The 16,036-nt window shown below is 37.3% G+C and carries 12 protein-coding genes and 1 tRNA gene; 7 read left to right on the top strand and 6 right to left on the bottom strand.

The window, feature by feature from the left end:
- The first annotated feature begins 7 nt into the window (after window positions 1-7).
- On the top strand, window positions 8-709 hold the full coding sequence (locus ACPDG9_RS01985) for an outer membrane beta-barrel protein (RefSeq protein WP_430526146.1): 702 nt from the start codon (window positions 8-10) through the stop codon (window positions 707-709).
- A 122-nt stretch (window positions 710-831) separates the two neighbouring features.
- Here ACPDG9_RS01985 and ACPDG9_RS01980 read toward each other — a convergent pair whose 3' ends face one another.
- The 3 genes from ACPDG9_RS01980 to ACPDG9_RS01970 form a co-directional block, all read right to left on the bottom strand.
- Complete coding sequence (locus ACPDG9_RS01980; RefSeq protein WP_430526145.1) at window positions 832-1,314, bottom strand: hypothetical protein; 483 nt, start codon at window positions 1,312-1,314, stop codon at window positions 832-834.
- A gap of 32 nt (window positions 1,315-1,346) precedes the next feature.
- Window positions 1,347-2,033 (bottom strand): HAD family hydrolase, encoded by a 687-nt coding sequence (locus ACPDG9_RS01975; RefSeq protein ID WP_430526144.1) that lies wholly within the window; start codon window positions 2,031-2,033, stop codon window positions 1,347-1,349.
- A 97-nt stretch (window positions 2,034-2,130) separates the two neighbouring features.
- The gene (locus tag ACPDG9_RS01970) at window positions 2,131-2,691 is read right to left on the bottom strand and encodes a Crp/Fnr family transcriptional regulator (RefSeq protein ID WP_430526143.1); all 561 of its coding nucleotides are present in this window, start codon (window positions 2,689-2,691) and stop codon (window positions 2,131-2,133) included.
- Window positions 2,692-3,001: 310 nt separating this feature from the next.
- Between ACPDG9_RS01970 and pafA the strand changes: the two genes are divergently transcribed.
- Both pafA and ACPDG9_RS01960 read left to right on the top strand, forming a co-directional pair.
- Window positions 3,002-4,648, top strand: a complete 1,647-nt coding sequence (pafA, locus tag ACPDG9_RS01965; RefSeq protein ID WP_430526142.1) for an alkaline phosphatase PafA — start codon at window positions 3,002-3,004, stop codon at window positions 4,646-4,648.
- Between the two features lie 127 nt (window positions 4,649-4,775).
- Window positions 4,776-7,700, top strand: a complete 2,925-nt coding sequence (locus tag ACPDG9_RS01960; protein ID WP_430526141.1) for a M16 family metallopeptidase — start codon at window positions 4,776-4,778, stop codon at window positions 7,698-7,700.
- 479 nt (window positions 7,701-8,179) lie between these two features.
- On the opposite strand, the gene mfd is transcribed toward ACPDG9_RS01960, so the two are convergent.
- Both mfd and ACPDG9_RS01950 read right to left on the bottom strand, forming a co-directional pair.
- Window positions 8,180-11,536, bottom strand: a complete 3,357-nt coding sequence (gene mfd, locus ACPDG9_RS01955; protein WP_430526140.1) for a transcription-repair coupling factor — start codon at window positions 11,534-11,536, stop codon at window positions 8,180-8,182.
- A 2-nt stretch (window positions 11,537-11,538) separates the two neighbouring features.
- On the bottom strand, window positions 11,539-12,138 hold the full coding sequence (locus ACPDG9_RS01950) for a hypothetical protein (RefSeq protein ID WP_430526139.1): 600 nt from the start codon (window positions 12,136-12,138) through the stop codon (window positions 11,539-11,541).
- A 196-nt stretch (window positions 12,139-12,334) separates the two neighbouring features.
- Between ACPDG9_RS01950 and ACPDG9_RS01945 the strand changes: the two genes are divergently transcribed.
- Entirely contained in the window at window positions 12,335-13,288 is a 954-nt protein-coding gene (locus ACPDG9_RS01945) for an NAD-dependent epimerase/dehydratase family protein (protein ID WP_430526138.1), read from the top strand.
- Window positions 13,289-13,417: 129 nt separating this feature from the next.
- On the opposite strand, the gene ACPDG9_RS01940 is transcribed toward ACPDG9_RS01945, so the two are convergent.
- Window positions 13,418-13,594, bottom strand: a complete 177-nt coding sequence (locus tag ACPDG9_RS01940; protein ID WP_430526137.1) for a hypothetical protein — start codon at window positions 13,592-13,594, stop codon at window positions 13,418-13,420.
- A gap of 198 nt (window positions 13,595-13,792) precedes the next feature.
- Between ACPDG9_RS01940 and ACPDG9_RS01935 the strand changes: the two genes are divergently transcribed.
- The 3 genes from ACPDG9_RS01935 (at window position 13,793) to ACPDG9_RS01925 (ending at window position 15,916) form a co-directional block, all read left to right on the top strand.
- Complete coding sequence (locus tag ACPDG9_RS01935) at window positions 13,793-15,085, top strand: aldehyde dehydrogenase family protein (RefSeq protein ID WP_430526136.1); 1,293 nt, start codon at window positions 13,793-13,795, stop codon at window positions 15,083-15,085.
- 24 nt (window positions 15,086-15,109) lie between these two features.
- Window positions 15,110-15,760 carry a trimeric intracellular cation channel family protein gene (locus ACPDG9_RS01930; RefSeq protein ID WP_430526135.1) on the top strand — a complete coding sequence of 217 codons (651 nt, stop codon included), beginning with the start codon at window positions 15,110-15,112 and terminating at the stop codon, window positions 15,758-15,760.
- Window positions 15,761-15,842: 82 nt separating this feature from the next.
- Window positions 15,843-15,916: transfer RNA gene (locus ACPDG9_RS01925), tRNA-Asn, on the top strand.
- Window positions 15,917-16,036 lie beyond the last annotated feature (120 nt).

Raw genomic sequence — 16,036 nt, 5'->3', positions numbered from 1 at the left:
GGGAAGTATGAAACACATTATTTTTAGTTTATTAGTATTAACTGGGCTTTCTATGAAAGCGCAGGACTTCAAGGAAGATCTAAAAGGAAAAACGTCGCTTAGTGTAAAAGCAGGATGGTTACAATCTACACTAAAAGGAGATGATGTCAAGGCATTAACCCTAGATGGCAAAATAGATAAAAGAAATAATTTCTTTGTAGGAGTTAGTGTAGATAATAGTATAGGAACTTACTTTGGATTGAAACATGAGTTGTTTTACCAAAATTACGGAGCAGATTTTAAACGAGCGTTAGACGATCATACGTTTAATGCAACATTGGAAATGCACAGTTTGCGCTTAAATCCCATCAGTCCAACAGTTAAGATTGGCGGATTGCAAGTGTATGCAGGACCTTATATCAATATGTTGTTGTACTCTTCGATTACTTCAGTTGATGAAGATGGTAGAACCTATAAAGACCACGGAATCTTTGGCTCAACAGAAGACGATCAAGAAGATAGTAAGTACCTCCAAAAGATGGATTATGGTATTACGGCAGGAATTGAGTATCAGTTCAAATTCGGCTTGATTCTGGGAGCTCAATATACGCGTGGATTTGCGTCTATTTTTGACAACTCCAATACGTTTGGAGTAGAAGAAAATCAGGGAGCTAATGACTTTAAAATCTACAATGAGAATGTTGGTGTTTATGTAGGATATCGTTTTTAGTAGAGAATAAATTGCTTATGAAAATGGAAAAGGAAACCGAAAGGTTTCCTTTTTTATTTTTTGTACCAAATTCTCCTAATGATGCATGCCTAACTCGTAGGAGAAATATAGCATAAGAGAAACTAATGGGCTGTTTTATAGCTTCCAACTAAAGTACCGCCACCAGAACAATAGTAAGATAATACTCCTCGGTCACTTTCATTTACAGTATCAATGTGTAAGGCTCCTTCTTGGAGAGAAAAGTTTACTGGAACTTCTTGCAAGATCGCTTGATATGTGTGGTCATTTAATTTGGTTGCTACCGTTTCTAAAGAACAGGTAGGTTTTTTAATATCTTCTCTCGATGTTACGAGAATAGCAACTTGATCTTGATCTAAGCTCGATAGGTTGATTTTTACCCAATCAGATCCCTCCTCTTTTGTAGCATATCCTTCTGATACAAAAGTTAGGTTCATCGGTTCTGCGTTTGACTCCTCGGTAACTTGAGTTGCTTCCGTTGATACAGGAGCAACGGTAGGAACTTCTTTAGTTCCTTCTTTACAGCTCGTTAAAAGATAACCAGATGTTAAGGTTAGGGCTACTGCGATTAAAATTTTTGTTTTCATGGCTTTTTTATTTTTTTGTATAGAGTAGAATATTACAATATTCCTTTAATTTCGGATAACTTTTTAATGGAGCTAAAGTTCTCGTGTACAACGGCATGATCAATGTGCTCATGTAACCATGTGGTATGAAAGGGAACGTGCACGGCATACGCTCCTAACTCCAAAACAGGTAATACGTCAGAACGCAAAGAGTTTCCAATCATGATGAACTCCTCCGGTTGTACATCCAAGCGCTGAAGTAATTTCTCATAATCGATTTTCTCTTTGTCTGTCATTACTTCAATATGGTGAAAGTAAGAACCTAATCCCGACTTGTGTAATTTGCGATGCTGATCTTTTAAATCTCCTTTTGTTGCGACAACAAGGCGATATTTTGCTTGTAATTCTTGAAGAATGTCCTCTACGTCGTCTATTAATTCTACCGGTTTGGTTAATAGTTCCTTGCCTATCTTGACAATTTTATCAATTATTTTTGGGTTTAACGTCCCTTTTGAAATAATTTCAGCTGATTCAATCATCGATAAAGTGAATCCTTTGATGCCATAGCCATACAACGGTAAATTATCTACTTGTGTTTTAAAGAGGATTTGAGAAATACTTTGATGGGTAAGATAATCTTCCAGTAAAATACAGAATTGTTGTTCTGCTTCTCTAAAAAAAGGTTCATTGATCCAGAGCGTATCATCTGCATCAAATGCAACCACTTTAATTTTATTCATGTCGAGTTGTTATTATGAGCCTAAAGATAAGTAAAGATTAGGCTTGTACCACGGAGTCTAAGATAAAATTAGCAGTTCCCATCCCGTTTTTTTATGGTTAGATATCTTTTCGAATTCGACTTAAGCTCACTTGGGTAATCCCCAAATAGGAAGCGATATATTTTAAGGGAACTCGTTGAATGATAGTAGGGAAATTTTTAATTAAGTCTTTGTAGCGTTCTGTGGCAGACAGTAAATCACGTGAAATAATTCGCTTTTCGACGCGCATCAATTCTTTTTCCGCTAGCTTGCGTCCAAAATTAGCAATGTGAATATCCGTTAGATAATACTTACTCAACTCATTGACATTGACTTGATACAGTTCACAATCCACCAACAATTCTATACTCTCATAGCTTTTCTGATTCTCAACGTAGTTTTTCATCGAGAGAATAGTACTCCCTTCTTCTCCAAACCAAAAGGTGATTTCGCCTTCTTCGTGGGTAGAAAAGGCACGGACAACCCCTTTTTTAATGAAGTAAATATGGTGTTCAATTCGATCTGCTTCAAGTAAAATTTCACCTTTCGGTAGATGCAATTCACTGCATAACCCCTTTAGCGCAGTTAAAGACGGCTCAGGTAAAGGATAAATGGCGGTAAGAAGCTGTTCAATATTCATTGTATGACTAAATGAGTGGAATCAAATTCATCGAGAAACAAAGATACGCTATTCACAGCGAAAAGGAAGAAGCAGAATGAAAACAAGTCGTTGAACTTCTTTTTAAAATTAAAAGAATATTTATTGATATTTAATGCTGAGGTAATATGAAATTCAGACAAAAAGGTTTTATTTGTCAAAATCATTTTTTTTTAGTAGTTGGATATACTAACAAACTTTAAGACAGGAGATGTTTTCTATGTTGAATGACTTTAATAGCTTTGTAAGACCCTATTAATTACTATAATAACACCCAAATAAATAGTTTAAAATGAATGTTAAGTCAACTGTAATTACAGTAATAAGCTGCTTTTTTTCGCTTGCTCTTTTGGCTAGTGAAAAGATGGAAAAACCCAAATTGGTCGTAGGTCTTGTTGTGGATCAAATGCGATGGGACTACTTGTACCGCTATTATGATCGCTATAGTGAAAATGGATTTAAGCGTATGTTAAATGAAGGTTTTTCGAGTGAAAATACGTTGATTGACTACGTTCCAACGTATACAGCGATCGGTCATAGTACAATCTATACCGGTAGTGTACCCGCAATTCACGGGATTGCAGGTAATGACTTTATTATCCAAGCAACGGGACAAAATATGTATTGTACGCAAGATGACAGTGTACAAGCTGTTGGTGGAGAAGGAAAAGTAGGACAACAATCACCGAAGAATTTATTGGTGTCTACGGTTACAGATCAACTGAAGTTGGCAACTAACTTTCAATCTAAAGTAATTGGTATTGCCATTAAAGACAGAGGGGGAATCCTTCCTGCAGGACATTTTGCCAATGCTGCTTATTGGTTAGATGGAAAAACAGGCGATTGGATTACGAGTACGTATTATATGACTGAATTGCCAAAATGGGTAAAGAGTTTTAATAAGGAGAAAATAGTAGACCAATACTATAAACAAGGATGGAATACACTATATCCAATAAATACCTACCGATTGAGTACGGCTGATGACAATTCGTACGAGGAAGTGTTTAAGGGTGAAAAAACACCAACATTCCCACGTGATTTAGTCAAGCTAAAGAAAGACAATGGATATGAATTAATCAAGAGTACACCTCAAGGGAATACCTTAACACTTGATTTTGCAAAACGCGCCATCGAAAGTGAGAAACTGGGGAATAACCCTGCTCAAGTAACGGATTTTCTAGCGGTTAGTTTGTCTTCTACGGATTATATCGGACATCAATTTGCGATTAACTCTGTTGAAATAGAAGATACGTATTTGCGTTTAGATCGCGATATTGCGGATTTCTTAACTTATTTGGATCAGAATATTGGAAAGGGAAATTATACCTTGTTTTTAAGTGCAGATCACGGAGCAGCACATAATCCAAAGTTCTTCGCGGATCAAAAAGGAAATTCAGGCTACTTTGATACTAAAGTAATTCGCAAAGAATTGAATGAGCAGCTGAATCGTAAATTTGGTGTGGCGGATTTGATCAAAAGTTTGGCTAATTATCAAGTGCACTTGAATTATGAGGTGATGGATAAAAATGATGTGGAGGAAGATGAAGTTATCGCTGCTGCAATCAAACTATTGAAAAAAGTAGAAGGAGTAGCGTTTGTAGTCGATATGAATGAGGCGGCAGAGTCGTCCGTGCCACAAATGTTAAGAGAGCGCATTATTAATGGATATAACTTTAAGCGTAGTGGAGCTATTCAAATTATCTTGGAACCACAGTGGTTTAGTGGTTCTAAAGATGGAAAAGGAACTACCCACGGAAGTTGGAATTCTTATGATGCTCACATTCCTGCAGTTTTTATGGGGTGGGGAGTTAAACAAGGAAAAACAACACGTCAAACACATATGACGGATATCGCACCAACGATTGCTCAAATCTTGAAAATTGAGTTTCCCAATGGTAACATCGGAACGCCTATTCACGAAGCAATCAAAGAATAGTAAAAAGAACAATAAAAAAGAAAACGTCTTTAGTTAAAAACTAAGGACGTTTTCTTTTTTTAGTAGATGTAATTTTTGCGTGACAAATGAGAATTATGTTTAGCTTTGGGCATACAAAATACTATTTATGAAAAAAAGATATTTATTGTTTGGTTTTATCTTTTCGATGAGTGGGGTATTACACGCTCAATATAAAACACTTACAAAGACAGATGCCAATGGATTTACCTATGAATATGTAGAAAATGATCCAGCCAAGGCTCGTGTTTACACACTGCAAAATGGATTAAAAGTTTATTTGGCACAGAACCACGATGAACCGCGAATTCAAACGTATATTCCTGTGCGTACAGGATCAAATAACGATCCAGAAGATAGTACAGGACTAGCGCACTATTTAGAGCATATGTTGTTCAAAGGGACATCTAAATTAGGAACCGTTAACTGGGAAGTTGAACAAGTGTTGATCAAGAAGATCTCGGACTTATACGAACAACACAAAAATGAAACAGATCCAGAAAAGAAAAAAGCAATCTATAAAAAGATTGATGAGGTTTCAAAAGAAGCGTCTCAGTACGCAGTGGCCAATGAGTACGATAAATCAGTGGCTTCGATTGGTGCAACGGGAACCAATGCTCATACTTGGTTTGATGAAACGGTGTATAAAAATGTCATTCCTTCTAATGAATTAGAAAAGTTTTTAATCATTGAACAAGAGCGTTTTTCTCAATTGGTATTGCGTTTATTCCACACAGAATTAGAGGCAGTATACGAGGAGTTCAACCGCGGTCAGGATAATGATTATTGGGCAACGCATGAAAAAATGATGGCGTTGTTATTTCCAACTACACATTACGGAACGCAAACGACAATTGGTACCTCTGAGCACCTGAAGAATCCTTCAATGGTAGCCATTCACAACTATTTCGATCAGTATTATGTACCGAATAATATTGCTGTAGTATTAGTAGGAGATATCCAATTTGACGAGACCATTCAACTGGTAAATAAGTATTTCGGTACCATGAAGAAAGGGGTTCAGCCGAAAGAATATGTCGCAGTAGAACAGCCTATCCAAGGAATTAAAACCGCAGAAGTATTCAGTCCACAAGCAGAACGCGTGGAAATGGGCTTCCGTTTGGGTGGAGCAAAAACACAAGATGCACTCTATGTAACCATGATTGATATGCTTTTGAGCAATGGTCAAGCAGGTTTGATTGATTTAGATATCAATCAAAAACAAAAAACATTGTATGCAGGAAGTTCTTCTATGATCATGAAAGATTATTCGGTTCATGGATTGACGGGGATGCCAAACGATGGACAAACCTTAGAAGAGGTGAGAGACATCATGTTAGAGCAAATCGAAAAGATCAAAAAAGGGGACTTTGATGATTGGTTGTTGCAAGCAGTAATCAATGAGCTGAGAAAGAACACGATGATGGCTTTAGAAGACAATGATGCGATGGCAACAGGAATGTATCAAGCTTTTATTCAAGGTAGATCATGGGAAGATGTTGTAAGTGAAATTGACCGCATGGAAAAAATTACCAAAGCGGATATTATTCGTTTTGTTAAAGAAAACTACAAAGACAATTACGCGATTGTGTACAAACGCCAAGGAGAAAACAAAGATTTAGTTCGCGTTGAAAATCCTGGAATTACGCCAATCGACTTAAATAGAGATAGCGAATCTGCGTTTTATAAAGCGCTGAATCAAGTAGCAGTAAAAGATATTCAACCGGAATTTGTCGATTTCAATCAAGCGTTGAAAAGAGAGAAAATAGGGAAGATTAACGCGACGCTGTACAGTATTGAAAATGTTACTAATGATTTAGCAACGGTAACGTATATCACACCAGTAGGATCAGATCACGATAAAAAACTAACCTTGGCGTTAGAGTATTTGGATTATATCGGAACGTCTAAATATTCGCCAGCGGATATCCGCAAGGAGTTTTACAAGTTGGGGGTAAATTATTCGTTGAATACAGGAATCGATAAATCGTATATTACGATTTCGGGTCTAAAAGAAAATATTCCAGCGGGAATTAAATTATTAGAACACTTGTTGACGGATGCGAAAGCTGATCAAGAGTCATATAATAATTTAGTCGATCAAATCTTAAAATCGCGTTTTGATGCAAAATCTAGTAAAAGTGGAATTCAACGTGCGTTGAACAGCTACATTGTTGCAGGAAATCAGTTGAGTCGATTTAAAGATATTTTGAGTGAAGCGGATTTGAAAGCAATCAAACCAACAGAATTAGTTGGTTTACTACACAATTTCTTCGATTACAACCAAGAGGTGTTCTACTATGGAAATGATTTAGCAACGGTGAAAAAAGCCATCGTAGCGGATCACAACTTAGGAAAAGGCAAAACAACACCTGTAAAGAAAGTTTATGCAGAACCTATGACAGACGGAACAGTTTACTTTGCTCCCTATGATATGGTACAAGCAGAAATTTCGTACCGCGGGAGAGAAAGTAAGTTTGATAAAGACTTGTTAGCTACTTCAAGTGTATTCAATAGCTACTTTGGAGGTGGAATGGCTTCTGTTGTTTTCCAAGAGATTAGAGAATCTAAATCGTTGGCATATTCAGCTTATGCATACTACATAAATGCTGGGAAATTAGACAAGTATAATTATGTGATGGCTTATGTAGGAACACAAGCAAACAAATTGCCACAGGCAGTTGATGCAATGATGGACTTGATGAATGATATGCCTCAAGCGCAAAATCAGTTTGAAAATGCGAAAAACTCTGCATTGAAAAACATTGCAACACAACGTTATACTAAAGCGCAAATTTTCTACTACTGGTTAAGTTTGCAAGAAAAGGGAATTAACTACGATATCAACAAAGATATTTACAGACAAACACAAGACATGCAAATGTCGGATTTAGTCAATTTCTTCAACCAACACGTAAAAGGAAAAACGTTTAACGTTGGACTTTTAGGGAATAAAGAAAACTTGGATTGGGAAGCCGTTAAAAAATTCGGAACCATCAAAGAATTGACATTAGAAGATTTATTCGGATATTAATAAAAAAGCCAACTGAAAAGTTGGCTTTTTTATTGGAGATAGGAGAGAAGCGGAATGAATGTCTCTAACTATCGTTGACCATTTTTTATTATAAACGTTATTAGTAGGGCTCATCATAATCAGCAAAACTATATCAAGCTTAAAAAAAGATACAATAAAGCGTAAATTATTACTAGTTGCACATCTATAGAAGTATTAGACTTAGTTTGTTTGAGGTGTGTCCATAGTGTGTCCATGGTGTGTCCATAGTGTGTCCATTAAAATGATGGTTTTAATAGACACACTATGGACACACCATAGAGGTAAGGTTGACTCATATCGAAGATAACCCATCTATAGTCAGTGTCTGGTAGAAGTGAATCAAACACTAAGTCAAAATATGAATCTAGTGAGAGAATGAAGAATCTCTTGTTAAAAAATTAATCTTTTTTAAAATGGGAAATTCACTTCTTTCCTCTTTCCTCTCTCTTCTTTTCTCTTTACATTTTATCTATTCCCGCTAAATACTCCAATGCTTTTTTAATCGATTTAACTTGATCAAAAGACAACATTAAACGCAAGCCATTTTTTGTCTCTTTTTCTCTCATTTTGCACAAGTGCGAGCTCTGTTGTATAAAGGTTAAGACTTGTCTAAACTTTGGAGAGGTATAAAAACCTGACTTTTGATCTCCAATGAAGTAGCAAATCATTTTACCTTGTTTTAGAATCACTTTTTCAATACCAAGGTTACTAGCATGCCATTTGATGCGCAAGCTGTCTAAAAGCGCAATAGCTTGTCTCGGTAGAGGGCCAAAACGATCGATTAAACGTTGTTCGTATGTTTGTAGAACATCTTCGGTTGCAATTGCACTTAATTCATTATATAAGTTTAAGCGCTCTGTGATATTGTTGACATATTCATCTGGAAATAGAATTTCGAAATCTGTATCAATTTGACAATCGCGTACAAAAACTTTGTTTTCTTCTTTGTTTTCTTCCAGATAAAGATCTTTAAACTCATTCTCTTTCAACTCTTCAATGGCTTCTTGCATGATTTTTTGGTACGTGTCAAAACCAATCTCATTGATAAAGCCGCTTTGTTCTCCTCCTAAAATGTCCCCTGCGCCTCGAATTTCTAAATCTTTCATCGCGATATTGAATCCACTGCCCAAATCGCTAAATTGTTCTAATGCTTGAATTCTCTTGCGTGCTTCTTCTGTCATGGCAGAATACGGAGGACAGATAAAGTAACAAAATGCTTTCTTATTACTTCGTCCAACACGTCCGCGCATTTGATGTAAATCAGACAAACCAAAGTTGTTGGCGTTGTTGATTAAAATGGTATTGGCATTGGGAACATCCAATCCACTTTCGATAATTGTGGTCGCTACTAAGACATCAAATTCACCATCCATAAAGGCTAACATGAGTTCTTCCAACTTCTTGCCATCCATTTGTCCATGACCCACACCAACTTTAGCATCGGGAACCAAGCGTTGAATCATACCCGCAACCTCGCGAATATTTTCAATTCGGTTGTTGATGAAATATACTTGTCCACCGCGTTCTAGTTCATAAGCAACTGCATCGCGTATGATCTCCTCATTAAATCCTACGACATTTGTTTCAATAGGATAGCGGTTGGGTGGGGGAGTTGTTATAACAGATAAATCACGCGCCGCCATCAAAGAAAACTGAAGTGTTCTCGGAATAGGCGTTGCGGTGAGGGTTAGGGTATCTACATTTTCAGAAATCGTTTTCAGCTTGTCTTTTACCGCTACACCAAATTTTTGCTCCTCATCGATGATTAATAATCCTAAGTCTTTGAATACTACGTTTTTATTGACCAATTGGTGTGTTCCTATGATGATGTCGATTTGCCCCGCCTCTAAGTCTCGTAGAATATCACTTTTTTGTTTAGCAGTTCTAAAGCGATTGATATAACTCACGCGAACAGGCATATCTTTTAATCGTTCGGAAAACGTTTTGAAATGCTGAAAGGCCAAGATCGTTGTAGGAACTAAGATAGCTACTTGTTTGCCATTGTCGACCATTTTAAAAGCAGCGCGAATTGCTACTTCTGTCTTCCCGAATCCAACATCTCCACAAACCAATCGATCCATCGGACGGTCTAATTCCATATCCGCTTTTACCTCTTGTGTCGCTTTTAATTGGTCGGGTGTATCTTCATATATAAAAGAACTTTCTAATTCGTGTTGTAGGTAACTGTCTGGTGCACAAGAAAAGCCTTGTTGTGTTCTTCGTTTGGCATACAGTTGAATCAAATTAAACGCAATGTTTTTAACACGCGCCTTTGTTTTGGTTTTTAAGTTTTTCCAAGCAGAAGACCCCAATTTGTGTATTTTGGGAACTGCACCATCCTTGCCGTTGTATTTGGCAATTTTGTGTAAAGAGTGAATACTGACATACACAATATCATTATCTGCATAAACCAACTTGATCGCCTCTTGTGTTTTGCCTTCTACCTGTATTTTTTGTAGTCCTCCAAATTTTCCAATCCCGTGGTCAATATGCGTAACATAATCGCCAACACTCAGCGAATTGATTTCCTTAAGGGTAATAGTTTGCTTTTTCGTATACCCGTTTTTTAAGGTAAACTTGTGGTATCGTTCAAAAATTTGATGATCCGTATAGCAAGCGATTTGTTTTTCCTCATCAATGAATCCTTCGTAAATAGGCGTAACAATCGTCTTGTATTGTTGAACGACTTGATTTTGATCTTCGTCTCGTATGGCCTCAAAAATATCTTTGAAACGACGTGCTTGATTCTCATTGGCACAAAACAAATAGTTGGTATACCCTTTATCTGAATTGTCATTTAAATCGCGTACCAAGAGATCAAACTGTTTGTTGAACGAGGGTTGTGGTTTACTGTGAAAAACGTAAGTTTTACTCGGTGTGATGTGATGATTTTCTGAAAGTTCGATATAATTGAATAACTCAACTTGTTTTAAGAACACATCGCCGTTTAAAAACATCTGATTCGGATCAGAGTACTTGAGTTCTTTGTTTAGCTTCTCAAAAATAGTATTCGCTTTTTCAAAGTTGCGATTTAATTGATCGACAACAAAAGCCGTATTTTGAGTGAGAATGACTGTTTTTTCAGTGATATATTCCAAAAAACTCTCCCTTGTTTCGGCCGTAAATTTATTTTCCACATTGGGAATAATCGTAATTTTTTTCTGCTTTTCTACAGACAGTTGTGTCTCGACATCAAAAGTTCGAATACTGTCGATCTCATCGCCAAAAAACTCAATGCGGTAAGGATTGTCGTTCGAAAATGAAAAAACGTCGATGATTCCACCACGCACAGAAAATTCTCCAGGCTCAGCTACAAAATCAACGCGTTTAAAATTGTATTCAAATAGGGTTTCATTGACGAAATCAATGGTTAGTTGATCGCCTATTTGCACCTTTAACGTGTTTTTTTCCAGTACTTTTTTGGTCACTACTTTTTCAAAAATAGCTTCCGCATAAGAAACAATAAGAGCAGGTTTTTTACGCGAACTAATGCGATTGAGCACTTCAGCACGAAGTAGTATATTAGCGTTGTCTGTTTCTTCAATTTGATAGGGACGACGATAGGATCCCGGGTAGAAGAGTACATCCTGTTTGTTTATAAAGTGTTCTAAATCATTTAGATAATAAGCGGCTTCTTCTTTGTCGTTAAAAATTAAGAGCATAGGAAGCTCCGCTTGTCGGAAGATACTCTCCACTTGAAAGGATAATGCTGATCCAACAAGGCCTTTGAAAAATATAGGTTGTCGACTATTTAATAAATCATGTACAACCTGTTTGGTTTGTACAGCCTCATTAAAATATTGTTTTAGTTCCATAATTACTGTTCTTCTTCTGGATTTGCATTTCGCGTTTCGTTTCTCAATTCTTCCATTTCCTGTAACATAGCCTCTTCACCCTCTTGTTTGGCATAGTTTTGACGGACTAAGTTTTCTTCCATCATGCGCATAATATCATCCAAGCTAATTTGGATGTTGTGCAGCCATTCGTCTACTTTCTCTAAATTGACAGGGTCCAAGTTGACATACATATCTAAATTCTGAAATGAATTGAGTAAGGTGGTATATCGCGTTTGAATATCAGGTGTGTTGAGCTGAGTTGGATACGATTGATACGTGAGATTCTCGGCAATTTCACTCAGGGTAGTTGCTTTTTTTTGAAAGGCACCAATGGTTGAAACGGGGCGTAATTTCACCTCGTTGATGAGGTTGGTCCAAGGTTTCCATTCTTCTAATATAGGCGTTAACTCTTTCGATGCTTTTGGAATTTTGAATTTCCATTCCTTCATCAAATGACTAAATACGCTATCGTTATACTGCTGTATCTTTGCCTGTTCTATCGCACTGTTGTCTATTTCTTTCTTACAAGAAGTCAGACACAAACCAACAACAAGAAGTAGAATCATCCCAATATTTTTCATATGCTTGAATTTCAAAGCTCAAATTTACGAATGTTATTGAATTTATTTGGCTTGCTTTGCGATAAACCATAGCGAATTATACGCCATAGTGAGGAGAATAGGATGAGTATTTAGTTGTTAACGTATAGAAATGTGGGTTTTTGCATTGATTTATTGTTTTGCAACGGTTATATTTGTGCAACTAAATACAACATAAATGGGAACCAAAATATTGATTATTGGAGCTTGCGGACAAATTGGCTCTGAACTTACGTTAAAATTGCGCGGTATCTATGGAAATGAGCATGTTATTGCTTCAGATATTAGAGAAGGAAATGAGGCTTTAATGAGCACAGGACCCTTTGAAATTTTGAATGCAATGGAGTTTGAGTCGGTTGCTCAAGTTATAGAAAAGCACCAAGTGGACGAAGTTTATTTAATGGCTGCTTTATTGTCTGCAACAGCAGAAAAAAATCCAGCTTTTGCTTGGGACTTAAACATGAATTCACTGTTTCACGTTTTAAACCTAGCCAAAGAAGGGAAAATTAAAAAGATATTTTGGCCTTCTTCAATTGCTGTATTTGGACCTACAACGCCTAGAGAGAATACTCCTCAATACACCGTAATGGAACCGAGTACCGTATACGGTATTTCTAAACAAACGGGTGAACGTTGGTGTGAGTATTACTTCAACAAATATGGAGTAGACGTGCGCAGTATTCGATACCCTGGTTTGATCTCTTGGACAACGCCTCCAGGTGGTGGGACAACGGATTATGCGGTCGATATCTTTTACAAGGCCATCGAAGATAAACACTATAACTGTTTTTTATCGGAGAAAACTGGTTTGCCTATGATGTATATGGATGATGCATTAGATGCTACTGTGGGAATCATGCAAGCGCCAAGAGAATCAGTTAAAATTCGCTCTTCTTATAATTTAGGAGGAATTTCTTTTACACCAGAAGAAATTGCTGCAGAGATTACCAAACACATCCCTGATTTTACAATAACCTATGAACCAGATTTCCGTCAAGCTATTGCTGATAGCTGGCCTGCAAGTATTGACGACAGCAGCGCACAACAAGATTGGAACTGGAAACACAAGTATGACTTATCTTCTATGACGGAGGTCATGCTTGAAAACTTAGGAAAAGTTTTAAAGAAATAAATACCCCTTTTTTTTAATTAGGGAGTAAAGCTATAAGAGAACAGTGATAAACAGTGGTTTATCGCTGTTTTTTTTTGTATTTTATTTTTTCCAAGTAGCAAGCTCACCAATCACCAAACAACAATTGTGCTATTTCTTGCGCAATTTGGTAAAAACTAAGTGATATAAAGAAACAACAATAAAAGCAAATCCGATTAAGATCACTAGGGTACTGATAGTCGTATTGATGATTTGTGTTGCCTTTAAGATTAAGCTTAGTGCGAATAGGAGTAATCCGATGGTTAGTAATTTTACATTTTTATCCATGACAAGTATCTAATTTGATTCCTGCAAAGATAAACCTTATCTTGAAAAGATCATTTTTTCATTTTTTTTCTACTAGCAGTATATTTCTCTTTGAATGGTAGTATAGTGCGTTGAAAAAAAGAAATTTCTCTTTTTTTTGTGAAGAGGAGGGATTAGTTGGGGTGATGTTGTAATTTTATAAGACAAAAAAAGTTAAGTATGAAAATAGAAATCGAAAGTACTGTAGAAAAGGCGCAAAAAGCCTTCGAACAATGGCGTGCCTTGTCGATGGATACGCGTATCCTGTATTTGAAAAAAGTAAAGGAAAAGCTTTTGGCGAATAAGGTGGTTTACGGAGAGATGATCACGCGCGATATGTTTAAGCCCTTGAGTCAATCCATAGCCGAGGTAGAAAAAAGTGCAACGCTAATAGACTACTATATTGAGGAAGGAAAGCGTATTTTGGAGGGGAGAACGATAAAGACGCGATGGTCAGAAACGTATATTGTACACGATCCAATGGGGGTAATTTTAGGTGTAATGCCTTGGAATTTTCCTTTTTGGCAAGTTTTTCGCTTTGCTATACCCACGTTATTAGCGGGGAATACTGTTTTGTTGAAGCATGCGAGTAATGTACCTCTAGCTGCCAAAGCATTAGAATCTTGCTTTTTTATTGACGGATTTGAACAAGTGTATTTTAGTCTATTCATGCCAGGGAAAGAGGTGGAAGAGGTTATTGCTCATCCTGTAGTTAAAGGTGTTTCCTTGACAGGTAGTGAGCCTGCCGGAAGTGCAGTGGCGCAAAAAGCAGGTAGTTTAATTAAACCAGTTCTTCTGGAGCTTGGCGGGAGTAATGCTTTTATTGTTACAGCAGAGGTTGATCTGGAGAAAATCATTCCTGTAGCCGTACAAGCGCGTTTTCAAAATACAGGTCAAAGTTGTATCGCTGGGAAGCGATTTTTAGTTCACCATTCTCTTTTGGAGGAATTTTCACATCGATTAGTGGAAGAAGCTCAGCAATTGAAACAGGGCGATCTGATGCAACTCGATACTAGAATAGGGTTAATGGCACGCGAAGATCTCGCTATCGAGCTAGAAACGCTGTTAAATGATTCCGTTGCAATGGGTGCTCGTGTACTATGTGGTGGAAAGCGCGATAAAAACTGGTTCGAACCAACAGTTGTAGTCGATGTGACGGATCAAATGCCCGTGTTTACACAAGAGACATTTGGTCCATTAGCTGTTGTTGTTGGGTTTGATACCCTAGAAGAAGCTGTTGCAAAGAGCAATGATTCTCGCTTTGGTTTGGGTGTATCTATTTTTGGCAAAGATATTGAGAAGCTAAGACCGTTGATCCATCAATTCGATGATGGAGCTGTCTTTATTAACGAAATGGTGATCTCCGATCCTCGGGTTCCGTTTGGGGGAAGTAAGTTCTCCGGAATTGGTCGTGAGATGTCTGAAGAGGGGTTGTTGGCTTTTGTCAATAAAAAGACAGTAGTAATTAAGTAAGAAGTTTAATATACGGTTTGGTCTATGAATGAGTTGATGGACACCTTTGTGAAGTTTTGGTTGGCAATTGAATTTGTCAATGTGATTGAGTTTTTTGGTACTATTGCCTTTGCTATATCTGGAATTCGCTTGGCTTCGGCTAAGCGTGTGGATTGGTTTGGTGCTTTTGTTGTGGGATTTGTTACCGCTACAGGTGGTGGGACGCTTAGGGATTTGTTGTTGGGTGTAACTCCTTTTTGGATGTTAACTAGCGTTTACGTTTGGTGTACAATCGTTGCGTTAATGCTTGTGATTATGTTTCCCCAAAAATTAATTCGATTAAATAATACCTTTTTGTGGTTTGACAGTATTGGATTGGGCTTGTTTGTGGTTGTGGGTACAGAGAAAACGCTGGCTTTAGGGTATCCTTTTTGGGTGGTAGTTATCATGGCAACGGTTACAGGTGTGGTAGGAGGAATGATTCGCGATACTTTAATCAATGAGATTCCCGCAATTTTTAGGCAAGAATGGTATGCCTTAGCGTGTATTTTTGGGGTTTGTATCTACTATATGCTCCAAGCAATTGAATTAGATCCTGTTCTTGTGCAAATTTCTACTGCAGCTTCTGTTTTTGTAATTCGTTTGATAGCAACTCGTTATCGCTTAGGATTGCCTACCCTTAGGGGAGAGAGCTGAAAAAAGTAAGTTTTTTTGTATAAAATATTTGCAAAAAGCAGAAAACACACTATATTTGCATCGCAATAAAGGTAACACATCTTCCTCCTTAGCTCAGTTGGTTAGAGCATCTGACTGTTAATCAGAGGGTCCTTGGTTCGAGCCCAAGAGGGGGAGCAAAGCAAAAGCTTTAAACGTGTAACCTTTAGGTAGGTATAAAATACCTTCCTCCTTAGCTCAGTTGGTTAGAGCATCTGACTGTTAATCAGAGGGTCCTTGGTTCGAGCCCAAGAGGGG

The organism is Myroides sp. C6-3 (assembly GCF_050522425.1).
In the GTDB taxonomy this organism is placed as follows: domain Bacteria; phylum Bacteroidota; class Bacteroidia; order Flavobacteriales; family Flavobacteriaceae; genus Flavobacterium.
The sequence above is the reverse complement of the archived record's forward strand: the minus strand, read 5'-3'. Positions and strand labels throughout refer to the sequence as shown.